Origin of the sequence: Oleomonas cavernae, from assembly GCF_003590945.1 — a bacterium.
GTDB lineage: Bacteria > Pseudomonadota > Alphaproteobacteria > Zavarziniales > Zavarziniaceae > Zavarzinia > Zavarzinia cavernae.
In genome coordinates this window covers 2,112,391-2,132,424 of the sequence record NZ_QYUK01000011.1, presented here as the reverse complement: position 1 = coordinate 2,132,424, position 20,034 = coordinate 2,112,391, and the positions used below count along the sequence as shown (strand labels likewise).

The window sequence follows — 20,034 nt, the reverse complement described above, 5'->3', positions numbered from 1 at the left end:
CATCCTGAGGAGGCCCGCAGGGCCGTCTCGAAGGACGCACGATGCCTGTGCAAAATAACTACTTCGTCTCCAGCACATAGCGCCCGTCCCAATCATCGGGCGGCGGTTCCAGGCGGAAGGCGAAGGCGCGGGCGTGATAGAGGGCGGCGACCGGGTCGATCTGCGCCAGTTCGGCAAAGCCCGCCTGGGCGCCTTCGAAATCGCGGGCCAGGAACTTGTCCAGGGCCTGGTCGAAGACGGCGAGTTGCGCCTTGCGCTCCGGCGTAACCTCTCCCGATCGGCCGACCAGCTCGAAGATCGGCACCGCCTGCGACTTGCCCTTCACCACCAGCCGGTCGAGGGTGCGCAGGACGAAGCGATCGCCCAGGTGCTCGGCCGTGGCGCCTGAGACGATCACGCCGGTGCCGTAGTGCTTGTTGGCCCCCTCCAGGCGCGAGGCGAGGTTCACCACGTCGCCGGTGACGGTGTAGTTGAGCCTGGTGCGCGAGCCCATGTTGCCGACGATCGCCTCGCCCGTGGCGATGCCGATGCGGGTGCCCAGCGGCGGCAGGCCGTAGACCGGCCCGATGACCTCCCGATTGAAGGCTTCCAGCGCGGCCTGGGCATCGAGCGCCGCCTGGGCCGCCAGGCGCTCGGCTTCCGCATTGGGCAGGGGTGCGCCCCAGATCGCCATCACCGCGTCGCCGATGAACTTGTCGATATAGCCGTCGTGCTGCTCGATCGCGCTGGTGATCACGGTCAGGTACTGGTTGATCACCTCGATGAAGCGATCAGGCTGGTCGGCCAGCTTCTCGCTGAGCGAGGTGAAACCCACCATGTCCGAGAAGAACACCGTCAGGTCGCGCCGGTCGCCGCCCAGGCGCAGGGCGTCGGGATCCTCCGCCAGGCGCTCGACCATGGCCGGGGCCAGGTAATGGCTGAAGGCGTGGTGGATACGCCGGCGGTCGCTGTCCTCGATTACGAAGCGATAGGCATAGAGCCCGGCGAACAGCACGATGCCCCCGACGGCCATCGACAGGATCGGCAGCACCGTGCCCCCGGTAAAGACGAGCACGGCAACGCCGAAGAGAAGGGCGGTGGCCGCCCCGCCGGCGGCGGCCCCGCCGGCCGGCTTGAGCTGGAAATAGCTCAAGCCCAGGCCCAGGAACCAGGCAAAGCACAAGGCGGCTTCGGCGGGCATGGCCAGGCGGTTCAGCCAGGCCTGCTTGGTGATGGTGTTGATGGCGGCGGCGTGGATCAGCACGCCGGGCATCGAGCTGCGGCTGCCCAGCGGGCGAAAGCGGTCGGGATCGGCGGCGATCTTGCAACGGGCCGGGTCGCCGCTGGTATCGCCTTCGGTCAGGGCGTAACGCTTGGCGGAGCGGAAGCGGTCCTCGATATCCAGGACCTCGCCGATCAGCACGATCTTGCCCTTGAAGGCGCGGGCCATGTAGTCGGTGTCGACGCAGGCATAGATGTCGGCCAGGCTGTAGACGGGAACGTCGCCCGGGCCGGTGTTGAAATTGATCAGGAAATCCTCGTCGGGCACCTTGGCGCCGGCCCGCGCGGCCAGTTCCGCGCCGAAGGAGGGCACGGTGCCGGCCCCGCCTTCCAGGCGGTAGCGGGCGGTATAGGCCCGCACCACGTCATCGGGATCGAAGCGCAGGTTCAGCAGGCGGATATTGCCGTCGCCCTTCACGGCCAGGCGCTGGGCCGGGTGCGGGCGCAGCACCTCCCGCGACAGCCGGGCCTCGCCCAGTACCACCTTGCCCGCCTCGGCGGCCCGGCGCAGGCTGACCAGGAAGGGCCGGTCGCGGCCCGCCAGCATGTCCTGCCGGTCGAGGGTGACGGGGAACACCACGTCGAAGCCCATGGCCACCGCGCCAGCGGCGGTGACGGCGTCCAGCACGGTGGCGAGCTGCGGTGTCCAAGCAACCTTTGGCGTCTCGCCGAAGGGCGGGACGTGATAGGTCTGCTCGTCGATCGCGATCAGCACCACGTCCGACTGTTCGGGCGGGAAGATCGGCCCGAACAGGGCGTGGCGGGCCGGTATCATGAAATCGATGCCCGCCCGGCCCAGAAAGTCGAGCGGGCCCGAGACCGCCAGGGCGGCTAGGATCAGGGCAAGGGCGCCGGAAAGGCCCAGGCGCCGCGCCCAGAGGCGGCGGCGGCGATGCGTCGGTTCACGGCTTGGCAACCGGCACCAGACGATTGGCCAGGGTGTCGGGCACGCTCAAGGTAGGATCGATCGAGAAGCGCGCCTCGCCGATGACGGCACCGCCGGCCCGGATCTCGACCCGGTAGGGCACGTTCGGGGTCAGGCGCGGGGCGCTGGCCGGATATTCGGCATGGCCGTTGTCGCCCTGGCCGGTCCACACCAGTTCCGCCGGCACCTTGCCGATATTGTAGACGCGCACTTCGCCCGCCCCGCCGGCCAGCCAGCGGAACGCCGGCTCGCTGGAACGGATGATGCGGTCTTCCCCTTCGCCGCCCATGACGTCGCCGGTGCCGCGCACGGCGACCGCCCCCGCCTCGGTCGAATCGGGCGCGATCTCGGCCGACGCGGTCTGGCAGTTGGGGTGAGGGTGGGGGTTACCTTGCCGCCTTCGGCCTTGGCACCGCCGGCCTCGAACACCACCTTGCCGCCGACGATCGTCTCGCTGCGGCAACCCGACAGGTAGGAAACCACCAGCTTGCCGTCGGCCCCCAGGTCCACGGTCTGGCCGGCGAAGATGAAGTCCATGAAACTCAGGCCGCTCGCCGGCGCGGTGACATCCTCGACCACCGCGATCGCGTTGGTGCCCAGATGGGCCAGCGGCGCCTGGGCGCGCGCCACATGCAGGGCGGCGCCGGCAAAAGCCATGGCGACGACGGTGCCGACCGCGATAGCCGCGGTGGTGCGCACCGACTTGACCGAGAGCGAATTCATGACAGCCTTCCAATTCTCAAAGGCGCCGAACCCGCTTGAGGATCGGCGACACGAGTGGACGATAGGACGGCGCGCGACGCAAGGCTGTGATCTCGATCACGAGTGATTGAACAGTGCGCGCCGCCCCATTACGCTGCGTCAGGTAAAAGGCCTCAAGGGCGCACCCAGCGCCCAATAAGCAAAATAAGGGAGTTACCCGACATGCCCCGTATCAAGTTCTTGCGCCACGTCGCCGTGGCGCTTGCCGCGCTCGTGGTCGGCCTCGGTGGCCCGCTGGCCTCGGCCCGGGCCGAGAGCCTGCCCGAATTGACGGTGATGGCGCCGGCCAAGCCCGGCGGCGGCTGGGACCAGACCGCCCGGGTCCTGCAGGAAGTGCTGCTGGCGACCGGGGCGGCCAAGACGGTGACGGTCGAGAACGTCGCCGGCGCCGGCGGCACCATCGGCCTCGCCCAGTTCGCCGGCAAGAAGGGCAGCGGCGATGCCCTGATGGTGGGCGGCCTGGTGATGGTGGGCGCGGTGCTGACCAACCAGTCCCCCGTGACGCTCAAGGATGTCACGCCGATCGCCCGCCTGACCGGCGAGTTCGAGGTGATCGTGGTCCCCGCGGCCTCGCCCTTCAAGACCATGGCCGACCTGGTCGCGGCCTTCAAGGCCGACCCCGGCAAGACCACCTGGGCCGGCGGATCGGCCGGCGGCACCGACCAGATCCTGGTCGGCCTGATCGCCAAGGCGGTGGGTGCCGATCCGACCTCGGTCAACTACATCGCCTATTCGGGCGGCGGCGAGGCCTTGGCGGCCCTGCTGGGCAACAAGGTCTCGGCCGGTGTCTCGGGCTATGGCGAATTCGCCGGCCAGATCGCTTCGGGCGAATTGCGTGCCCTGGCGATCTCTTCGCCCGAGCGGGTGGCCAGCATCAACATCCCGACCCTGCGCGAACAGGGCGTGGCGGTCGACCTGGCAAACTGGCGCGCCGTCTTCGCCCCGCCGGGCATTGATGCAGCGCAGCGCACGGCCCTGATCGCGGCCATCGATACGGTGCACAAGAGCACGCAGTGGCAGGACGTGCTGAAGAAGCGCGACTGGACCGATCTCTACCTGTCGGGCGACGACTTCGACAAGTTCCTGGGCGAGGAAGTGGCCAGGGTCGAGACCACGCTGCGCGAGATCGGCTTGGTGCAATGAAGGGCGAAATGATGCCGCCGGCGGGGGAACTCCGCCGGCCATCCATCGCCTGGCCGGAACTCGGCGTCGCCCTGCTGTTTCTCGCAGCGGCGGCGGCGCTGCTGTCGGGCCTGTTCGAGATCAAGGTCCCGCCGATTCACCGCAAGAGCCTGCCCACGGTCATCCCGATGATGGTGATCGGTGCCGTGGCGCTGGTCAGTTTCGGCCTGCTGCTCAAGGCGATCCGCGGCGGCTGGCGCTCGGCCGACGATATGGGCGAGAAGATCGACTGGCCCACCCTGGCCTGGGTGATCGCCGGTATCGTCCTGGGCATCCTGCTCTATCGCCCCGGCGGCTTCATCGTTGCCTCGGTGGTGATGTTCATGGGCGTTGCCCGGGGCTTTGGCTCACGGGCGATCCTGCGCGATCTCGTCATCGCAATCATTCTGGCGGTTGGCGTCTATTACGGCTTTACCACCGGCCTTGGTCTTCCCCTGCCGCAGGGCGTGCTCGCTGGATTGCTCTGAATGGATACTTTCCAACTGCTCGCCAACGGCTTCCTCGTCGCCCTCTCGGCCGAGAACCTGTTGTGGTCGTTCCTGGGCGTGACGCTTGGTACCGCCGTGGGCATCCTGCCCGGCATCGGGCCGGCGCTGACCGTTGCCCTGTTGCTGCCGGTGACCGCCAAGCTGGACCCGACCGGTGCCTTCATCATGTTCGGCGGCATCTACTACGGCGCCATGTACGGCTCCTCCACCACCTCGATCCTGATCAACACGCCGGGCGAGTCCGGTTCGATCATCACGGCGATCGAGGGCAACCTGATGGCACGGGCGGGCAGGGGCGCGGCGGCCTTGGCCACCGCCGCCATCGGCTCGTTCGTCGCCGGTACGCTCGCCACCATCGCGCTGTCCTTCGCCGCCCCCTTTGCGGTCAAACTGGCCGTCTCGTTCGGTCCGGCCGACTATTTCGCCCTGATCGTGCTGGCCTTCCTGACCGTCACCGCGGTGCTGGGCAATTCGATCCTGCGCGGCCTGGCCAGCCTGTGCTTAGGGTTGGCCATGGGACTCGTCGGTATCGACAGCCTGACCGGCACCTCGCGCTTTACCGCCGGGGTTCCGGAACTGCTGGACGGCATCGACGTGGTCGTCGTCGCGGTCGGCCTGTTTGCCGTGGGCGAGGCCTTCTACCTTGCAGCCCGCGCCTCCTTGCGGGTCGAGGAGATCGTACCGATCCGCGGCTCGATGTGGATGACGCGCGAGGAATGGGGACGCAGTTGGAAACCCTGGCTGCGCGGCACCGCCCTGGGCTTTCCGCTGGGCACCCTGCCGGCCGGCGGCACCGAGATCCCGACCTTCCTGTCCTACCTGATCGAGAAGAAGCTGTCCAAGAGACCTGAGGAATTCGGCAAGGGCGCGATCGAGGGCGTGGCCGGGCCGGAAGCGGCGAACAATGCCGCCGTGGCCGGCGTGCTGGTGCCCCTGCTGGCGCTGGGCCTGCCCACCTCGGCGACGGCCGCGATCCTGCTGGCCGCGTTCCAGCAGTACAATCTCCAGCCCGGGCCGCTGCTGTTCGAGAACGGCGGGCCGCTGGTGTGGGGCCTGATCGCCAGCCTCTACATCGGCAATGTGATGCTGCTGGTCCTGAACCTGCCCCTGGCCGGCCTGTGGGTGCGCCTGTTGCACATCCCGCGTCCCATCCTCTATGGCTCGATCGTCATCTTCGCCACCTTGGGCGTCTACAGCGTCAACCAGTCGGTGTTCGACCTGTGGCTGCTGCTGGCGATTGGCATCGTCGGTTTCCTGCTGCGCTGGTTCGATTTCCCCATCGCGCCGGTGATCGTGGGCTTGATCCTGGGCCCCATGGCCGAAGAACAGTTCCGCCGCGCGCTGCAGATGACCCAGGGCGACATGAGCGTGTTCCTGACCGAGCCGATCTCGGCCTCGATCCTGACCATCGCCGTACTGGCGATCGTGGTGCCGCCGATCTGGCGCCGGGTCAGGCGCTGAGGCCGGTGAAACGCCGGTCGTAACCTGCCCCTGACGCCGCCTTCGCCCCTTGCGCGAAGGCGGCGAAGGTCTGCGCCACCACGGCCTCGTCGATATCGCGGGTGATGAAGACGATGCGGCTGCGCCGGTCGTCGCCCGGCCACGCCGGCAGTTCAACCGCCGGATGGAACAGGTGCTGGACGCCGTGAATGGCGACCGGGCGCTCGTGCCCGGCCAGGTTCACGATCCCCTTGATGCGCAGCAGGTTCTCGCCCCGGAAGCTGGTCAGCACATTGAGCCAGGATTCGAAGGCCAGCGGCTCGATCGGCTCGTCGACCACGAAGCAGAAGGCGCGGATGTGATCGTCGTGCCTGTTCACATCTTCATGATGCTGGTGATGATGATGATCATGACCATGGTCGTGATCGTCGCCGTGGTGATGCTGAAGATAGGCCTCCTCGCGCAGCCACCCGGCGACATCGATGGTTTTGGTCGCGGGATCGTACAGGCCGACATTGAGGATCGCCACCGGATCCAGCACGCCGTGCGCCACCTTGATCCGCGGCGCGGCGGGATTGAGTGCCGCCAGCCGACGTTCCAGCAGCGCAAGCGTCTCAGGCGCCGCCAGGTCGCCCTTGGTCAGCAGGAGGCGGTCGGCCACCGCCGCCTGCTTCACCGCCTCGGCATGGGCGTCCAGGGTGGCAAGGCCCAGGACGCTGTCGACCGTGGTCACCACGCCGTCCAGGCGATAGCGCGCCGCGACCACGGGATCGCTCATCAGCGTGTGGATGATCGGGGCGGGGTCGGCCAGGCCGGTGGTCTCGATCACCACCCGGTCGAATTCCGGCACCTCGCCGCGCACCCGTTGCAGGAACAGCCGGCGCAGGGCCTCGATCAGGTCGCCCTTCACCGTGCAGCACAGGCAGCCCGACTTGAGCAGGACCATCTCGTCCTTGGCCGACTCGACCAGGTCGTGGTCCAGCCCGATCTCGCCGAACTCGTTGATGATCACGGCGGTGCGCGCCATGCCCGGCGAACGCAGCAGGCCGTTCAGCACGGTGGTCTTGCCGCTGCCCAGGAAGCCGGTCAGCAGGGTGACGGGGATGCCGGCATCGCCGGAAGGGGTGGGGGCGGGAATGTTGCTCATCATTGATGTGATAATATAACATTCCCGCCCCGGCAAGCGGGCGAGGTCAGACCAGGACGAAGTCCGTGTCGCTCAGGCCGGCGGGACGGGCGGTGCCAAAGCTCGCGAAGAGGGTAAGCGCCTCCGTGTCGCCGTCGTGGAAATAGAGGCGGCCGGTATTGGTCTGATAGAACAGGACGTCGCCGGAAAGGCCCTGGGACGAGGTGCCGTTGACCACGGTGACCGGGCCGACGGCCAGGCCGAAGCCTGTGGCGTTGAGGTCGATCTTGTCGATCCCGGCTTCCCAGTCGCCAATGGCATCGGCGCCCGAGCCCGGTGAGTCGAACACGAAGTGGTCGGCACCGGCCCCGCCATACAGATAGTCCTTGCCGGCCCCGCCATTGAGGATGTCGGCCCCGTCCATGCCCTTCAGGCGATCGACCCCGATCCCACCGTTCAGCACATTGTCGGCGCCGTTGCCGGTGATGACATTGTCGAAACCGTTGCCGTCGCCCTGCACGGCAGTGCCGGTCAGGAACAGGTTCTCGAGCTCGGCACCGTCCAGCGAATAGGAGACGGCGGCATAGACCCGGTCGCTGCCTTCGCCGGCCGCTTCGGTGACGATGTCGCCGGCATCGTCGACGAAGTAGGTATCGTCGCCCAGCCCGCCGGCCATGCTGTCGGCGCCGACACCGCCATCCAGGCGGTCGTTGCCCTCGTTACCGGTCAGCGTGTCGGTGCCGTCGTCACCCTTCAGGACGTCGTTGCCGACGCCGCCGGTAAGATTGTCGGTGCCCACGCCGCCCAGCAGGGTATCGGCGCCGTCACCGCCATTCAGCAGGTCATCGCCGTCCAGGCCGTAAAGCCGGTTGTCGCCGGCATTCCCGGTAAGGCTATCGGCAAAGTTGGAGCCGATCACGTTTTCGATGCTGCTCAAGGTGTCGCCCTGGGCGTCGCCGCCCGATGCGGTGCTCAAGCCCAGATCGACGGTCACCCCGACGCTCGAGGCGCTGTATAGAATCATGTCCAGGCCGTCGCCGCCGATCAACTGGTCGCCGCCGGCGCCGCCGGTCAGGCGATCGTCGCCCAGGCCGCCGTTCAGCCCGTTGTTGGCGCTGGTGCCGCCCAGGACGTCGTTGAAACCGGAGCCGACAAGGTTGGTGATATCGGTCAGCTGGTCGCTTTGGGCGTCGCCGCCCTGGCCGACAACAGTGGTACCGGTGCTAAGGTCGATCTGAACGCCCGCCGACGAGGTATCGTACACTGCGGTGTTGGTGCCCGCCCCGCCATTGAGGATATCGGCACCCGCGCCGCCAATCAGAACATCGTCGCCGCCGACGCCATTCAGCGTGTCATCGCCGCCCAGGCCTTGCAGAGAATTGCTGTTCGCGTCGCCGGTGATGACATCGATAAAGGCCGAACCGACCACATTTTCGATGCCGGTCAGGGTGTCACCCTGGGCATCGCCGCCCAATCCGGTGCCCGTTGTCAGGTTGACCGTCACCCCGGAAGGCGAAAAGCCGTAGAGTGCGCTGTCGAGAAAGGCGCCGCCTTGCAGGGAGTCGGCCCCGGCCCCGCCGGTGAGCAGATCGAGGCCGGCGCCGCCGAGGAGGATGTCGTTGCCGCCGCCGCCATTCAGCGTGTCGTCACCGCCCTGGCCGTTCATCGTGTTGGCGGCAGCCGAGCCGGTCAGGGTGTCGCCGCCGGTGTTGGAGCCGATCAGGTTGACGATACCTACCAGGTAATCGCCCTGGGCGTCGCCCCCGAAGCCCTGGCTTGCACCGTTCAACTGAATATTGATGCCGAGCCTCGGCAAGGTCTGGCTGATAAGGACGCTGAGGTCGATCGTCACCCCGTCCACCGAGGTGGTGTAGTCCGCGGCATCGATCCCCGAGAGGGTTATGATCCCGGCCGCGTTGAGAAGCCCGCCGATGATGACGTCGCCGCCGGCGCCGCCGCGGATGACGTCGTCGCCCGACCAGCCGATGGCGATATCGTCGCCGCCAAGGGCGTCGACGAAGTCGTTTCCGATGCCCTGCACCGGCCCGATGATCAGGTCGGGGATGACCTCGGCGCTGTTGCTGCCGGTGAAAGTCGCCATGGGAGACTCCTTCTGGATTTCCGGTTGGCGTCACTGGCGACAGCGACGGCCGTGGCCTCGTTTGGGCACGATATGCAACCATCGATTTGGAAGTAGGGCCAGACCAACATTATTTTTGGGTCCAGGCCTTCGGCAGTTCCGCCAGGAAGACCGGCCGATATCGGTCGTGTCCGGCTCAGACCAGGATAAAGTCCCCGGACGCCAGGCTGGCTGGATGGTCGCCGCCCAGGTTGGCAAAGCGAATCAAGCTGTCGGTCTCGCCATCGTGGAAGTAGAGGCGGCCGGTACTCGTCTGGTAGAACAGGACATCGCCGACAAGCCCGTGGGCCGAGGTTCCGTTGACCACGGTGACCGGGCCGGCGGCAAGGCCGAAGGCAGCCGCATCGAGCGCGATCTTGTCGATGCCGGCCTCCCAGTCGCCGATGGTGTCGGCGCCCGTGCCCGGCGTATCGAACACGAAGCTGTCGGCGCCATCGCCGCCGAAGAGATTGTCGTCGCCGGCCCCGCCATCGATGACATCGGCGCCGGCCAGGCCCTTGAGGCGATCGGCCCCATCGCCGCCGTTCAGGACATTGTCGGCATCGTTGCCCGAGAGCACATTGTTGAAGTCGTTGCCGTCGCCCTGGATCGCGCTGCCGGTCAGGATCAGGGTCTCGACCTCGCGGCCTTCCAGCGAATAGGAGACCGAGGCGTAGATCCGGTCTTCGCCCGCGCCGGCGAGTTCGGTAACCAAGTCGCCGGCATCGTCGACATAGTAAGTGTCCGCGCCGTCGCCGCCGGCCATGATGTCGGCGCCGCTGCCGCCCTCGAGGCGGTCACGGCCGTCGCCACCCGTCAGCGTGTCATCGCCGGCGTCTCCCTTCAGGACGTCGTCGCCGACGCCCCCGGTGACCTGGTCGGACCCGTCGCCGCCCAGCAGGACATCCGCGCCCTCGCTGCCGTCCATCACGTCGTCGCCGCCCAGGCCGTAGAGGCGGTTGCCGTGGCTGTCGCCTGTCAGCCCGTCCGCCAGGTCGGAGCCGGTGACGTTTTCGATCCCGCTCAAGCTGTCGCCCTGGGCATCACCGCCCGACAGGGTGCCGAGGCCAAGGTCGATGATCACCCCGGCCGATGAATCCCGGTACTGCGCCGTGTCGAGGCCAAGGCCGCCGATCAACTGGTCGGCGCCCGCCCCGCCGACGAGGACGTCGTCGCCGTCGCCGCCGGTCAGGATATTGGCATTGCCGTCGCCGACCAGCGTGTCCGCGAAGGCCGATCCCGTCAGGTTCTCGAACCCGCTCAAGGCATCGCCCTGGGCGTCGCCGCCGAAGCCGGTGCCGTCGATGACGACATAGATCCCGGCCGCGGAGCCGCTGTAACTGGCCGTATCGCTGCCTGCCCCGCCCGCCAGCGTATCGGTGCCCGCGCCGCCCGTGATGACATTGTCGTCGCTATCGCCCGTCAGCGTGTCGGCGAAGCCCGAGCCGGTCAGATTCTCGATTCCCGTCAGGATATCGCCGCTGGCGTAACCGGCAGAGGCTTGCACCCCGGTCAGCGCAAGGTCGACCGTAACCCCGTCGGTGGAACGGCTGTAGGAGATGGTATCGGTTCCATTGCCGCCGTCCAGGGTCTCGGCATTGGCGCTGACGATCAGGGTGTCGTCGCCGCCGTTGGCGAGAACGACCTGCACATCGCCCAGCACGTAGAAACTGTCGTCAAAATCCGTACCACGGATCTCTTCGAAGCTGCCTCCTGCACCCGGCCAGTAACGGGCGATCTGTAGGCCCGTGGCCAGGGCCAGGATCGCGGCTTCAGAACCCGGGGGCGCGTCGACCAGCGCAATGCCTTGGGTGTAGGCGGAATAATCCAGGAGGTCATAGCCGTCGTAGGCGACGTAGAGGTTGCCGTCGCCTGCACCGATGAAGATGTCGTCGCCTTGAAAGGCGTACATGACGTCGCCCGGCTGATAGGGCGTGTCGATGTAGCCGGCCGGCGCTACTTGCCCGTCACCCAGGGGATGAAAGAACTCATTTCCGTCGGTCCCAAAGATGGCAACAGGCACACCACTCTCCATCCCGGTGGGGCCGCGGTGGCCCTGAACCGGATGAAGGGTAAGGGAGTGCTAGATCGCCCACAATGGGGATGATTGCCCCCGTACCGGGAATTTTCCGCCTGTGTCCCTATCGGCACGGAAGCGGCAAGCCGCTTCCGTGCCGCAAAGGTGTGATCAGACCAGGACGAAGTCGCCCGCGTCCAGGCTGGCCGGACGGTCGCTGCCCAGGCTGGCGAAACGGGTCAGCGTATCGGCGTCGCCGTCGTGGAAGAAGATACGGCCGGTGTTGGTCTGGTAGAAGAACACGTCGCCCACCAGGCCCACGGCCGAGGTGCCGTTGACCACGGTCACCGGGCCGGCGGCAAGGCCGAAGACATCGGCATCGAGAGCGATCTTGTCGGGGCCGCTCTCCCAGTCGCCGATCGTGGTGGTGCCGGCACCCAGCGAGGAGAACTCGAAGGTATCGGCGCCAAGGCCGCCCAGGACGCGATTGTTGCCAATGCCGGCGTCGATCAGGTCGTTGCCGTCCATGCCCTTGATGCGGTCGACGCCGCCGGCGCCGGTCAGCACATTGTCGAGTTCGTTGCCGACGATCGTGTTGTTGAACTCGTTGCCGTTGCCGTCGGTCGCCGAGCCCCTCAGGACCAGGATCTCCACCGCGCTGTTGCCCAGGGAATAGCTGACCGAGGCATAGACGCGGTCGGTACCTTCGCCGACGAATTCGATCACCGTGTCGCCGGCATCGTCGACGAAGTAGATGTCGGAGCCGGTGCCGCCGGTCATGGTGTCGTTGCCGCCGCCGCCGACCAGGCGGTCGCGGCCGTCGCCACCCGACAACCCGTCATCGCCTTCGTCGCCCTTGAGGGCGTCATCGCCGGCACCGCCGGACAAGGCATCCGCGCCGAAACCGCCCAGCAGCACATCCTTGCCGCCTTGCCCGTCGAGCACGTCACTGCCGCCTTCGCCATAGAGGCGGTTGGCGACGCTCGATCCTTTGATCGCATCGTCGAAGGAAGAGCCGATGACATTCTCGATGCTGGTGATGATATCGCCTGCGGCATCGCCGAGGGCGGCGGCACCGGTGCTCAGGTCGATCGCGACGCCCGCCGACGAGCCTTCATAGGAAATGGTGTCGATGCCGCTGCCGCCGTTCAGCGTGTCGCCGCCGACGCCGCCATGCAGGGTGTCGTCGCCCAGGCCGCCGATCAGCGTGTTCGCCAGGGTGTTGCCGCCCAGTTGGTCGTCGAAGTCGGAGCCGGTCAGGTTGGTAATGCCGGCCAGCTTGTCGCCCTGGGCGTCACCGCCCGAGCCGACGGTCGTATTGGTGAGTTCGACCAGGATGCCGCCGAGATCGAGAACGAAATTGTTCACGGTGCCCAGATCGACGATCACGCGCTTGGAAGAATCCACATAGGTGGCGGTGTCGAGGCCGGTGACCGTCAGGGTCCCGACGTGGCCGGCGATGTTGATGATGCCGCCGATCAGCGTGTCCACACCGGATCCGCCGTTCAGGACGTCGTTGCCTGTCCAGCCGACGAGCGTGTCGTTGCCGGCCAGGCCGTTCATCGTGTCATTGCCCAAGGCGAACAAGGTGTCGGGCAGGAGTGCCGGGATTAAGTCGTTGCCTGCCGTTCCATTGAAGGTTGCCATGCAAGTCTCCTATTTCGAAAAATGCCGTGTCGTGACGAACCCTGCACCATTACCGGGTATTGTCGGCCGTCACTGGGTCAGGGCCCGGTAACGCCCTGCTTGACGAAACTGCTTTGGAGCCCGAGCGCTCGATACCCTGACGCGCCACAGATCGGCCCCGATTCGGCTATGCGGTGCTAAGGCCAAGTGAGATTTCTGCTGTAAGACACTCTTTTGTGGTGTCTTCCTCGTCCGTGGGGAATTGAGGGGGTTTTCCCGCCGTGCCGCGGAGCGGTGTGACGAACAGATCGGCCCGACGGCCGGCGGTTCCTCTCCCGCGTTCCGGCGACGAGCGGGCGGTCGTCGCGCACAAGACCCCTACAGTTCCCTGATTCCGGACGAAACCCTCATGTAAACGATAGCAACAAATCCGAGATGGATTGTTCAAACTGATTCCGAATTGGTTGGAAGCCCGCTCGATTGCTCCCTTTCCAAGGCAAATGCGCCCAGTTGGGTGGCAGTCGAATTCGTGCGGCACTCGAGTAATCTCGCGCGCGACTTCGGCCTGGCTGTTAACCATAAATATGCAGCGGCCGTGCGGCCAGATTCAGCCTCGGCAACCTGGGGCGACCCAAGGGCGCTGCCGCCCTTTGCGCCGAGGCATGCGGTGACGATTCGGCGAGAATCGACCGAGAATACAGCCTATGGCTGCGCCCGCATCGCCGATACCGTAGAGATCTCCGACCCTGTAGCGATTCAGATCGTCAGCGCGAACGGGCGTTCATCGGCGGTATCTTGTTACCCCATCCGGCTCTGCATCCGCTCGACCAGGGCGGGCCAGCGGCGCAGCGAGATGAAATGGGCGATGGCGGCGGTCATGAGACCGCGCTTGTGCCATTCCAGCACCGTCTCGTCGGAGAGTTTGCGGAACTTTTCCTCGTCGATCACCTGGAAACCGCCCAGGGCATAGCGGCGGCCCTTGCGGTCGGTCAGGTCGATGGTGCGGGGACGCAGCAGGTCCATCTTCACCAGCAACTCGCCGAAGGCGCGAGTGGCGAGCAATTGTTTCTGATAGGCCTCGCAAAAGGCGAGCGCGGTCTTGGCGAATTCGCTCGCCTGGCCCTGCTCGTCGAACACGGCCTGGCCGGCGGTGCCGCCCTCGACCACGTTGGCGGCGGCGCGGTCGATGCACAGGGTCAGGCGATCGTTGTCGGGCAGTTCCACGAAGATGAAGGGATAGCGGCGGACATAGGCCGGCACCGGCAGGCCGGGCAGCCAGCGGCCCTTGAGGTCCAGGAACAGGTTCTCGTTGTCGCGCAGGCCCAGAATGGCGACGGCGGACGGCGACGGCCCGGCGGTGAAGACGATCGGGTAGGCCCCGGCGCAGTCGAGGAATTCCTCGGCGACCAGGGGGACCGAATTCGACTTGGCGGCGAATTTCAGGTTGTCCGCCGGCAACACCCTGAGGCTGGCATGCAGGCTGGGGTTCAGCACCTCGGGCCTGGAATAGAACAGGGGCAGGAGGGGGGCGTCTTGCTTGGCGGTCTCGCTCACGGTCACGGTCTCGACTCTGTGCTGATTTCCTGGGATCGGGCGCCACTATAGGGGGCGTGGCTACACTCTGCCAGTGGCGGAAAGCCGGTCCAGATCGCGACGCAGCAAGGCCAGGTTGCGGCTGTTCACCCGGTAGAGGATGTCGGCATAGTCGCCGATCACCGGCACCAGGCCCAGTAACAGATCGATGACAACATTGGCCGCCATGCGCCAGATCGTGCGCCGCCGGGCGCCCAGGCGGGCCCCTTCGACGACGATGCCCGCGGCGATGACGGCGCAGATCACATCGCCGGCCACCGGGATCAGGCCGATCAGGCCGTCGAGGCCGATCGGCTTGGCGACCAGGGGCAGGGTCCAGCGCGCCTCGAGCAGCCGGGCCAGGCGCTCCAGGCGTCGCAGCCGCCGCTCGGTGCGGTCAGTCTGGGCGACGGTCATCGGGCAGGTCCGGCGAGCCGACCACCCAGCCCGAGGGCAGGGCCGGATCGTCGGCCTGGGGTTTGCGCAGCAGCGACAGGGCGATCGAGCCGAAGACCAGGACCGCGGTGGCGATCAGGGCATATTCGGTGGGCACGGCATGGCCGCCCAGGATGCCGTTGGCAATCATCTTCGCCCCCACCAGCACCAGCACCAGCGCCAGCGCATATTTCAGATAGTGGAAGCGATGGACGACGCCCGCCAGGGCAAAGTAGAGCGCGCGCAGCCCTAAGATGGCGAAGACATTGGCGGTGAAGACGATGAACGGGTCCTGCGACACCGCCAGGATGGCCGGGATCGAGTCGACCGCGAAGACCAGGTCCGACGCCTCGACCACGACCAGCGCCAGGAACAGCGGGGTGGCGAGCAGGGCGCCATTGCGGCGCACGAAGAAGCGTTCGCCCTCGTAATCCGGCGTCACGCGCAGGCGGCGCTTGACGAAGCCGATCAGCCGGTTGTTGGCCAGGTCCGGCTTGGCATCGGCCGCTTTCAGCATCTTAAGGCCGGTGATGACCAGGAAGCCGCCGAAAACGTAGATCAGCCAGTCGAAGTTGGCGATCAACTCGACGCCGGCGAAGATCAGCACGGCGCGCATGGCCAGGGCGCCCAGGATGCCCCACAACAGAACCCGGTGCTGCAAGGACGCCGGCACGGCGAAGTGGGTGAAGATCAGGACGAAGACGAAGATGTTGTCGATCGACAGGCTTTTCTCGATCAGGAAGCCGGTCAGGAAGGCCCAGCCGTCGGCCTCGCCCCGGAAATAGAACACGCCGCCGGCGAAGATCAGCGCCAGGGTGACGTAGAACAGGCTGGTCCACAGCGCCTCGGACACGCGAACCTCGCGCGGCTTGCGGTGGACGACGCCCAGATCGAAGGCGATCAGCGCGAAGACGAAGACGAGAAAGCCGAGCCAGGCCCAGATGGACGTTTCCACTGCGGGAACCCTCCAGATGTCGCGGCGGCCACAGGGCCGTCCGGCAGGTGAAGAATCCGACATCGCAGCGACCGTCGCTGCCAGAGGGGCCCGGACCCAGAACAGCCATAGAGATGGTGCGGTGTCGTATTGTTGCAAGGGACGGGTCATCGCCCGGCTGGAAAAAGCCGCCAAAAGCATCCATATTCAATTCATGAATCGTACTGGCGAAAAACCATCGACCAAGTCTGGAGCGGAAAAGCTCGGACGGTATCGCATTGTGACAGCGCGACAGGCAGCCAATGCGGGGCCGGACGAACTCGTGCTGGTCGAACCGGTGCTGAGGCCCTCACCGGCGCGGCGTAAGCTGATCCGCGAAGCGGTGGAGGCCGCGGTGGCGCAGCGACTCGATGCCGCGAAAGCAGGCTGAGCAGGCCGATAAGGCCGAGGTTTTTCTCAACTGTCCATTCGACGGGGCGTATGAGCCGATCTCTCGTGCCATCATCTTCGTGGTGATGGCGCTTGGTTACAAACTGCGCTCCGCGCGCGAAGTTGAAAATTCCGCGCAATCTCGTCTAGCCAAGATCAACTCGATCATTCGTCAATGCCATTTCGGCATTCACGATATCAGCAGGGCGGGCGCTGACCCGGCCTCGGGGCTTGCGCGGTTTAATATGCCGCTGGAGCTTGGCCTATTTCTTGGTGCCAGAGAATTTGGCTCCGGGCGCCAAAAGGAAAAGGTCGCCCTTGTGCTTGATAGCGAGCCCTACCGTTACCAGAAGTTCATTTCGGATCTGGCGGGGTCCGATATTCAAGCCCATGGCGACTCGCCCGAGCGGGCAATCAAGGCAGTAAGGAACTGGCTGGCAACCAATGGTGGCCGGACCCCGATCGGCGGCGAGGCGCTGTGTGATCGTTACCAGATTTTTCATAAGATTGATTTGCCGTTGACTCAGAAACATCTGTCTCTGGTGGATGAGGATATGACGTTTACCGACTACGTCTTGATTGTCCGAGACTGGTTGGAGGCTTTCGAGCCAACGGAGCAAGACGGTCCTTCCGCGACCTAAGGATAAGCGGCCTTGCATCCCAGCAGGTTTTGATATTAAGAATGCCTCGCAAGATAAACTGGACCTGCAACCGCGCCGGTGGGGCCGGCCGTGCGGGACCTGAAGGAGGCATTCGAATGATCGGCAAGCGCTGGGTGGCGGTGGCAATGGCCGGGGCCATGGCCTTGGGGGTGTCGGCGGTGGCTGTTGCCAAGACCGACAAGAAGGCCGTGATCAAGACCTATGAGGACATTGCCGAGGCGACCTATGGCGACGCGCTGACCGAGGCCAAGGCCTTGCAGGCGGCGATAGACAAGCTGATCGCCGCGCCGTCGGCCGAAACGCTGGCGGCCGCGCGCCAGGCCTGGATCGCCGCTCGCCCGGCCTACCAGCAGACCGAGGTCTACCGCTTCGGCAATGCCATCGTCGACGACTGGGAAGGCAAGGTGAATGCCTGGCCGCTCGACGAGGGCCTGATCGACTATGTCGCGGAAAGCTATGGCAAGGAATCGGATGCCAATCCGTTCTATGCCGCCAATGTGATCGCCAATACCCAGATCAAGGCCGGCGGCGAGACCATCGACGCCACCGTGATCAATACCGACCTGCTGCAGAAGCTGCAGGAAGTGGGCGGCGTCGAGTCCAATGTCGCCATCGGTTACCACGCGATCGAATTCCTGCTCTGGGGTCAGGACCTGAACGGCACCGGCCCGGGCGCCGGCAACCGTCCCTTCACCGATTACGCCCAGGGCGATGCCTGCACCAACGGCCATTGCGACCGGCGTGGCGCCTACCTCAAGGCGGCGACCGAACTGCTGGTCTCGGACTTGGCCTGGATGGTCGCGCAGTGGGCGCCCGGCGGCGATGCCCGCAAGCAGCTCGAGGAAAAGGGCGAGGGTGGCGGCATCACCACGATCCTCACCGGCCTGGGCAGCCTGTCTTACGGTGAACTCGGCGGCGAGCGCATGAAGCTGGGCCTGCTGCTGCACGACCCGGAGGAGGAGCATGACTGCTTCTCGGACAATACCTTCAATTCGCACTATAACGATGTGATCGGCATGGTTTCGGTCTATCACGCCAGCTACACCGGCCTGGACGGCAAGAAGGTGACGGGCCCCTCGCTGGCCGCCCTGGTCAAGGAAACCGATCCCAAGCTGGCCGCGGAAGTGGAGGCCAAGCTGGCCGCCACGGTTGCCGCCTTCACCGCGATGAAGGCCCGGGGCGAGACCAAGGAAGCCTACGACCAGATGATCGGCGCCGACAATGCCGAGGGCAATGCGGTGGTGCAGAAGGCGATCGACGGTCTGGTCGACCAGACCAAGTCGTTCGAGCGTATCGTCGCGGCCCTGAAGCTGAAGCCGGTGGAATTCGAAGGCTCGGACAGCCTGGACGACCCGTCGAAGGTCTTCCAGTAAGCTCCGACCGCGTTCTACGATGATGGCGGGGCCGGCATTGCCGGCCCCGTCGGGCCTTGAGAGATTGCTTCGAAAGATTCCCTCGTCATCCCGGACGGAGCGGAGCGTAGATCCGGGATCTTGCGACCAGGGTTTCCGGTGCCCGGGCGTCACGAGATCCCGGCTCGAGGCCGGGATGGCGAGGTTTCAATTAGTCTTGAGTGTTGCGGCATGTTCGTCTTCAAGCGCATGGCGATATGTTTGAGCTTTGTCGGGTTCTTCATCAGTGAAGCGCTGGCGCAGGACGACACTGCCCGCATTGCCGCGGTGACGGCACCCGTGACCAGCTTCGACAAGGCCGAGCCCTTCGAGGAAAATTCGGCTGGGGCGGCAACGTCATCAGATGCAGCCGGGGCCAATGCCTTCATCCTGCCGTCGGCGAACATGGCCTTCGCGCGGCGCATGGATTTCGAACTGGGCAATGCCCTGTTCATGAAACTGTGGGCGTCCTCGCCCAGTTCGACCACGGCCTCCGACGGGCTGGGCCCGCTCTACAACGCCCGTTCGTGCCAGAGTTGCCATCTCAAGGATGGCCGCGGCGTGGTGCCGGCACCGGGCCAGCCGGCGGTATCCCTGTTCCTGCGCCTCAGCGTGCCGCCGCGCACCCCTGCCGAGGAAGCCTTGCTCCGCGCGGGTGAGGTGAACGAACTGCCCGAGCCGACCTATGGCATCCAGTTGCAGAATTTCGCCGTGACCGGCATCGCGCCCGAGGGGCGCATGACCGTCGCCTACCAGGAAGTGCCGATCACCCTGGGCGATGGCGAGATCGTCTCGCTGCGCCGGCCCAGCTATGGCGTGGCCGCCTTGCAATACGGGCCGATGGCGCCCGACGTGATGCTCTCGCCCCGAGTAGCACCGCCGATGATCGGCCTGGGGCTGCTGGAGGCGATCCCGGCCGAGGCCATCCTCGCCCACGCCGATCCCGACGATCGTGACGGCGACGGCATCTCCGGCCGGCCCAACCGGGTCGGGCCGGAGCGCCGCCTGGGGCGGTTCGGCTGGAAGGCCGGGCAGCCTGACGTCGCCTTGCAGACCGCCCATGCCTTTGCTGGCGACCTGGGCCTGTCGACGCCGCTGGTCGGCCGGTCCCACGGCGATTGCATGCCGGCGCAGGCCCAATGCCTGGCGGCGGCAACCGGCGACGATCCGGCGGCCGGCATCGAGGTCACGACGCCGATGTTCGACCTGGCGGTGTTCTATGCCCGCAACCTGGCGGTGCCGGCGCGGCGCGGCGCCGGCGACGCGCAGGTGCTGGCCGGCAAGAAGCTGTTCTATGAGATCGGCTGCATCTCGTGCCATGTGCCGAAATTCGTTACCGCGCGTGACGATGCGGCGCCCGAACAATCGTTCCAGCTGATCTGGCCCTACAGCGACCTGCTGCTGCACGACATGGGCGACGGCCTGGCCGACAACCGGCCCGAGGGCGCGGCAAATGGCCGCGAATGGCGCACGCCGCCCCTATGGGCCATCGGCTTGACCGCCCAGGTCAGCGGCCGTACCGAATTCCTTCACGACGGACGGGCACGCAGCCTGCTCGAAGCAATCCTGTGGCACGGCGGCGAAGGGCAGCGCAGCCGTGACGCGGTGGTGGGCCTGTCCCGGGCGCAACGCGAGAGCCTGATCGACTTCCTCAATTCACTGTAAT

At 66.2% G+C, this 20,034-nt stretch carries 17 protein-coding genes; 8 read left to right on the top strand and 9 right to left on the bottom strand.

Annotation, left to right across the window (positions count from 1 at the left end; all coding sequences use genetic code 11):
* Positions 1 to 58: 58 nt before the first annotated feature.
* Together D3874_RS14030 and D3874_RS14025 are read right to left on the bottom strand one after the other, a co-directional pair.
* Positions 59 to 2,176 (bottom strand): adenylate/guanylate cyclase domain-containing protein, encoded by a 2,118-nt coding sequence (locus D3874_RS14030; RefSeq protein WP_119778638.1) that lies wholly within the window; start codon positions 2,174 to 2,176, stop codon positions 59 to 61.
* Positions 2,163 to 2,495, bottom strand: coding sequence for a hypothetical protein (locus D3874_RS14025; RefSeq protein WP_119778637.1), 333 nt, complete (start codon positions 2,493 to 2,495; stop codon positions 2,163 to 2,165). The genes D3874_RS14030 and D3874_RS14025 overlap by 14 nt, the downstream gene beginning before the upstream one ends.
* Positions 2,496 to 2,720: 225 nt before the next feature.
* Here D3874_RS14025 and D3874_RS14020 point away from each other — a divergent pair, with 225 nt between their 5' ends.
* The 4 genes from D3874_RS14020 to D3874_RS14005 all read left to right on the top strand — a co-directional run bounded on the left by D3874_RS14020 (position 2,721) and on the right by D3874_RS14005 (position 6,078).
* On the top strand, positions 2,721 to 3,014 hold the full coding sequence (locus tag D3874_RS14020; RefSeq protein ID WP_119778636.1) for a hypothetical protein: 294 nt from the start codon (positions 2,721 to 2,723) through the stop codon (positions 3,012 to 3,014).
* Positions 3,015 to 3,109: 95 nt separating this feature from the next.
* Positions 3,110 to 4,090, top strand: coding sequence for a Bug family tripartite tricarboxylate transporter substrate binding protein (locus tag D3874_RS14015; RefSeq protein WP_119778635.1), 981 nt, complete (start codon positions 3,110 to 3,112; stop codon positions 4,088 to 4,090).
* An 8-nt stretch (positions 4,091 to 4,098) separates the two neighbouring features.
* Positions 4,099 to 4,596 (top strand): tripartite tricarboxylate transporter TctB family protein, encoded by a 498-nt coding sequence (locus D3874_RS14010; protein WP_158596023.1) that lies wholly within the window; start codon positions 4,099 to 4,101, stop codon positions 4,594 to 4,596.
* Positions 4,597 to 6,078: a tripartite tricarboxylate transporter permease gene (locus D3874_RS14005; protein ID WP_119778633.1), complete on the top strand. Its 1,482-nt coding sequence runs from the start codon at positions 4,597 to 4,599 to the stop codon at positions 6,076 to 6,078.
* Here the strand turns inward: D3874_RS14005 and D3874_RS14000 are convergent.
* From D3874_RS14000 to D3874_RS13970, 7 genes are all read right to left on the bottom strand, one after another.
* A complete protein-coding gene (locus tag D3874_RS14000) occupies positions 6,068 to 7,204 on the bottom strand; it encodes a CobW family GTP-binding protein (protein ID WP_119782294.1) in 1,137 nt (378 codons plus the stop codon). The two genes, D3874_RS14005 and D3874_RS14000, sit on opposite strands and share 11 nt — an antisense overlap.
* A gap of 46 nt (positions 7,205 to 7,250) precedes the next feature.
* The gene (locus D3874_RS13995) at positions 7,251 to 9,284 is read right to left on the bottom strand and encodes a calcium-binding protein (protein WP_119778632.1); all 2,034 of its coding nucleotides are present in this window, start codon (positions 9,282 to 9,284) and stop codon (positions 7,251 to 7,253) included.
* Between the two features lie 175 nt (positions 9,285 to 9,459).
* Entirely contained in the window at positions 9,460 to 11,325 is a 1,866-nt protein-coding gene (locus D3874_RS13990; RefSeq protein ID WP_158596021.1) for a calcium-binding protein, read from the bottom strand.
* Between the two features lie 165 nt (positions 11,326 to 11,490).
* Positions 11,491 to 12,966 (bottom strand): calcium-binding protein, encoded by a 1,476-nt coding sequence (locus D3874_RS13985; RefSeq protein WP_119778630.1) that lies wholly within the window; start codon positions 12,964 to 12,966, stop codon positions 11,491 to 11,493.
* Positions 12,967 to 13,743: 777 nt separating this feature from the next.
* Positions 13,744 to 14,499, bottom strand: a complete 756-nt coding sequence (locus D3874_RS13980) for a SapC family protein (RefSeq protein WP_158596019.1) — start codon at positions 14,497 to 14,499, stop codon at positions 13,744 to 13,746.
* Positions 14,500 to 14,559: 60 nt separating this feature from the next.
* Positions 14,560 to 14,934, bottom strand: coding sequence for a DUF4112 domain-containing protein (locus D3874_RS13975; protein WP_119778628.1), 375 nt, complete (start codon positions 14,932 to 14,934; stop codon positions 14,560 to 14,562).
* Positions 14,915 to 15,907 carry a TerC family protein gene (locus D3874_RS13970; RefSeq protein ID WP_233559943.1) on the bottom strand — a complete coding sequence of 331 codons (993 nt, stop codon included), beginning with the start codon at positions 15,905 to 15,907 and terminating at the stop codon, positions 14,915 to 14,917. Before D3874_RS13970 ends, D3874_RS13975 begins: the two co-directional genes overlap by 20 nt.
* Here D3874_RS13970 and D3874_RS28030 point away from each other — a divergent pair.
* The 4 genes from D3874_RS28030 to D3874_RS13955 all read left to right on the top strand — a co-directional run bounded on the left by D3874_RS28030 (position 15,894) and on the right by D3874_RS13955 (position 20,033).
* Positions 15,894 to 16,316, top strand: a complete 423-nt coding sequence (locus D3874_RS28030; RefSeq protein WP_199699340.1) for a hypothetical protein — start codon at positions 15,894 to 15,896, stop codon at positions 16,314 to 16,316. The genes D3874_RS13970 and D3874_RS28030 overlap by 14 nt on opposite strands.
* Positions 16,297 to 16,956 (top strand): hypothetical protein, encoded by a 660-nt coding sequence (locus D3874_RS13965; protein ID WP_119778626.1) that lies wholly within the window; start codon positions 16,297 to 16,299, stop codon positions 16,954 to 16,956. Before D3874_RS28030 ends, D3874_RS13965 begins: the two co-directional genes overlap by 20 nt.
* 116 nt (positions 16,957 to 17,072) lie before the next feature.
* Entirely contained in the window at positions 17,073 to 18,350 is a 1,278-nt protein-coding gene (locus D3874_RS13960; protein WP_119778625.1) for an imelysin family protein, read from the top strand.
* A 210-nt stretch (positions 18,351 to 18,560) separates the two neighbouring features.
* Positions 18,561 to 20,033, top strand: coding sequence for a di-heme oxidoreductase family protein (locus D3874_RS13955; RefSeq protein WP_119778624.1), 1,473 nt, complete (start codon positions 18,561 to 18,563; stop codon positions 20,031 to 20,033).
* Position 20,034: the final 1 nt, after the last annotated feature.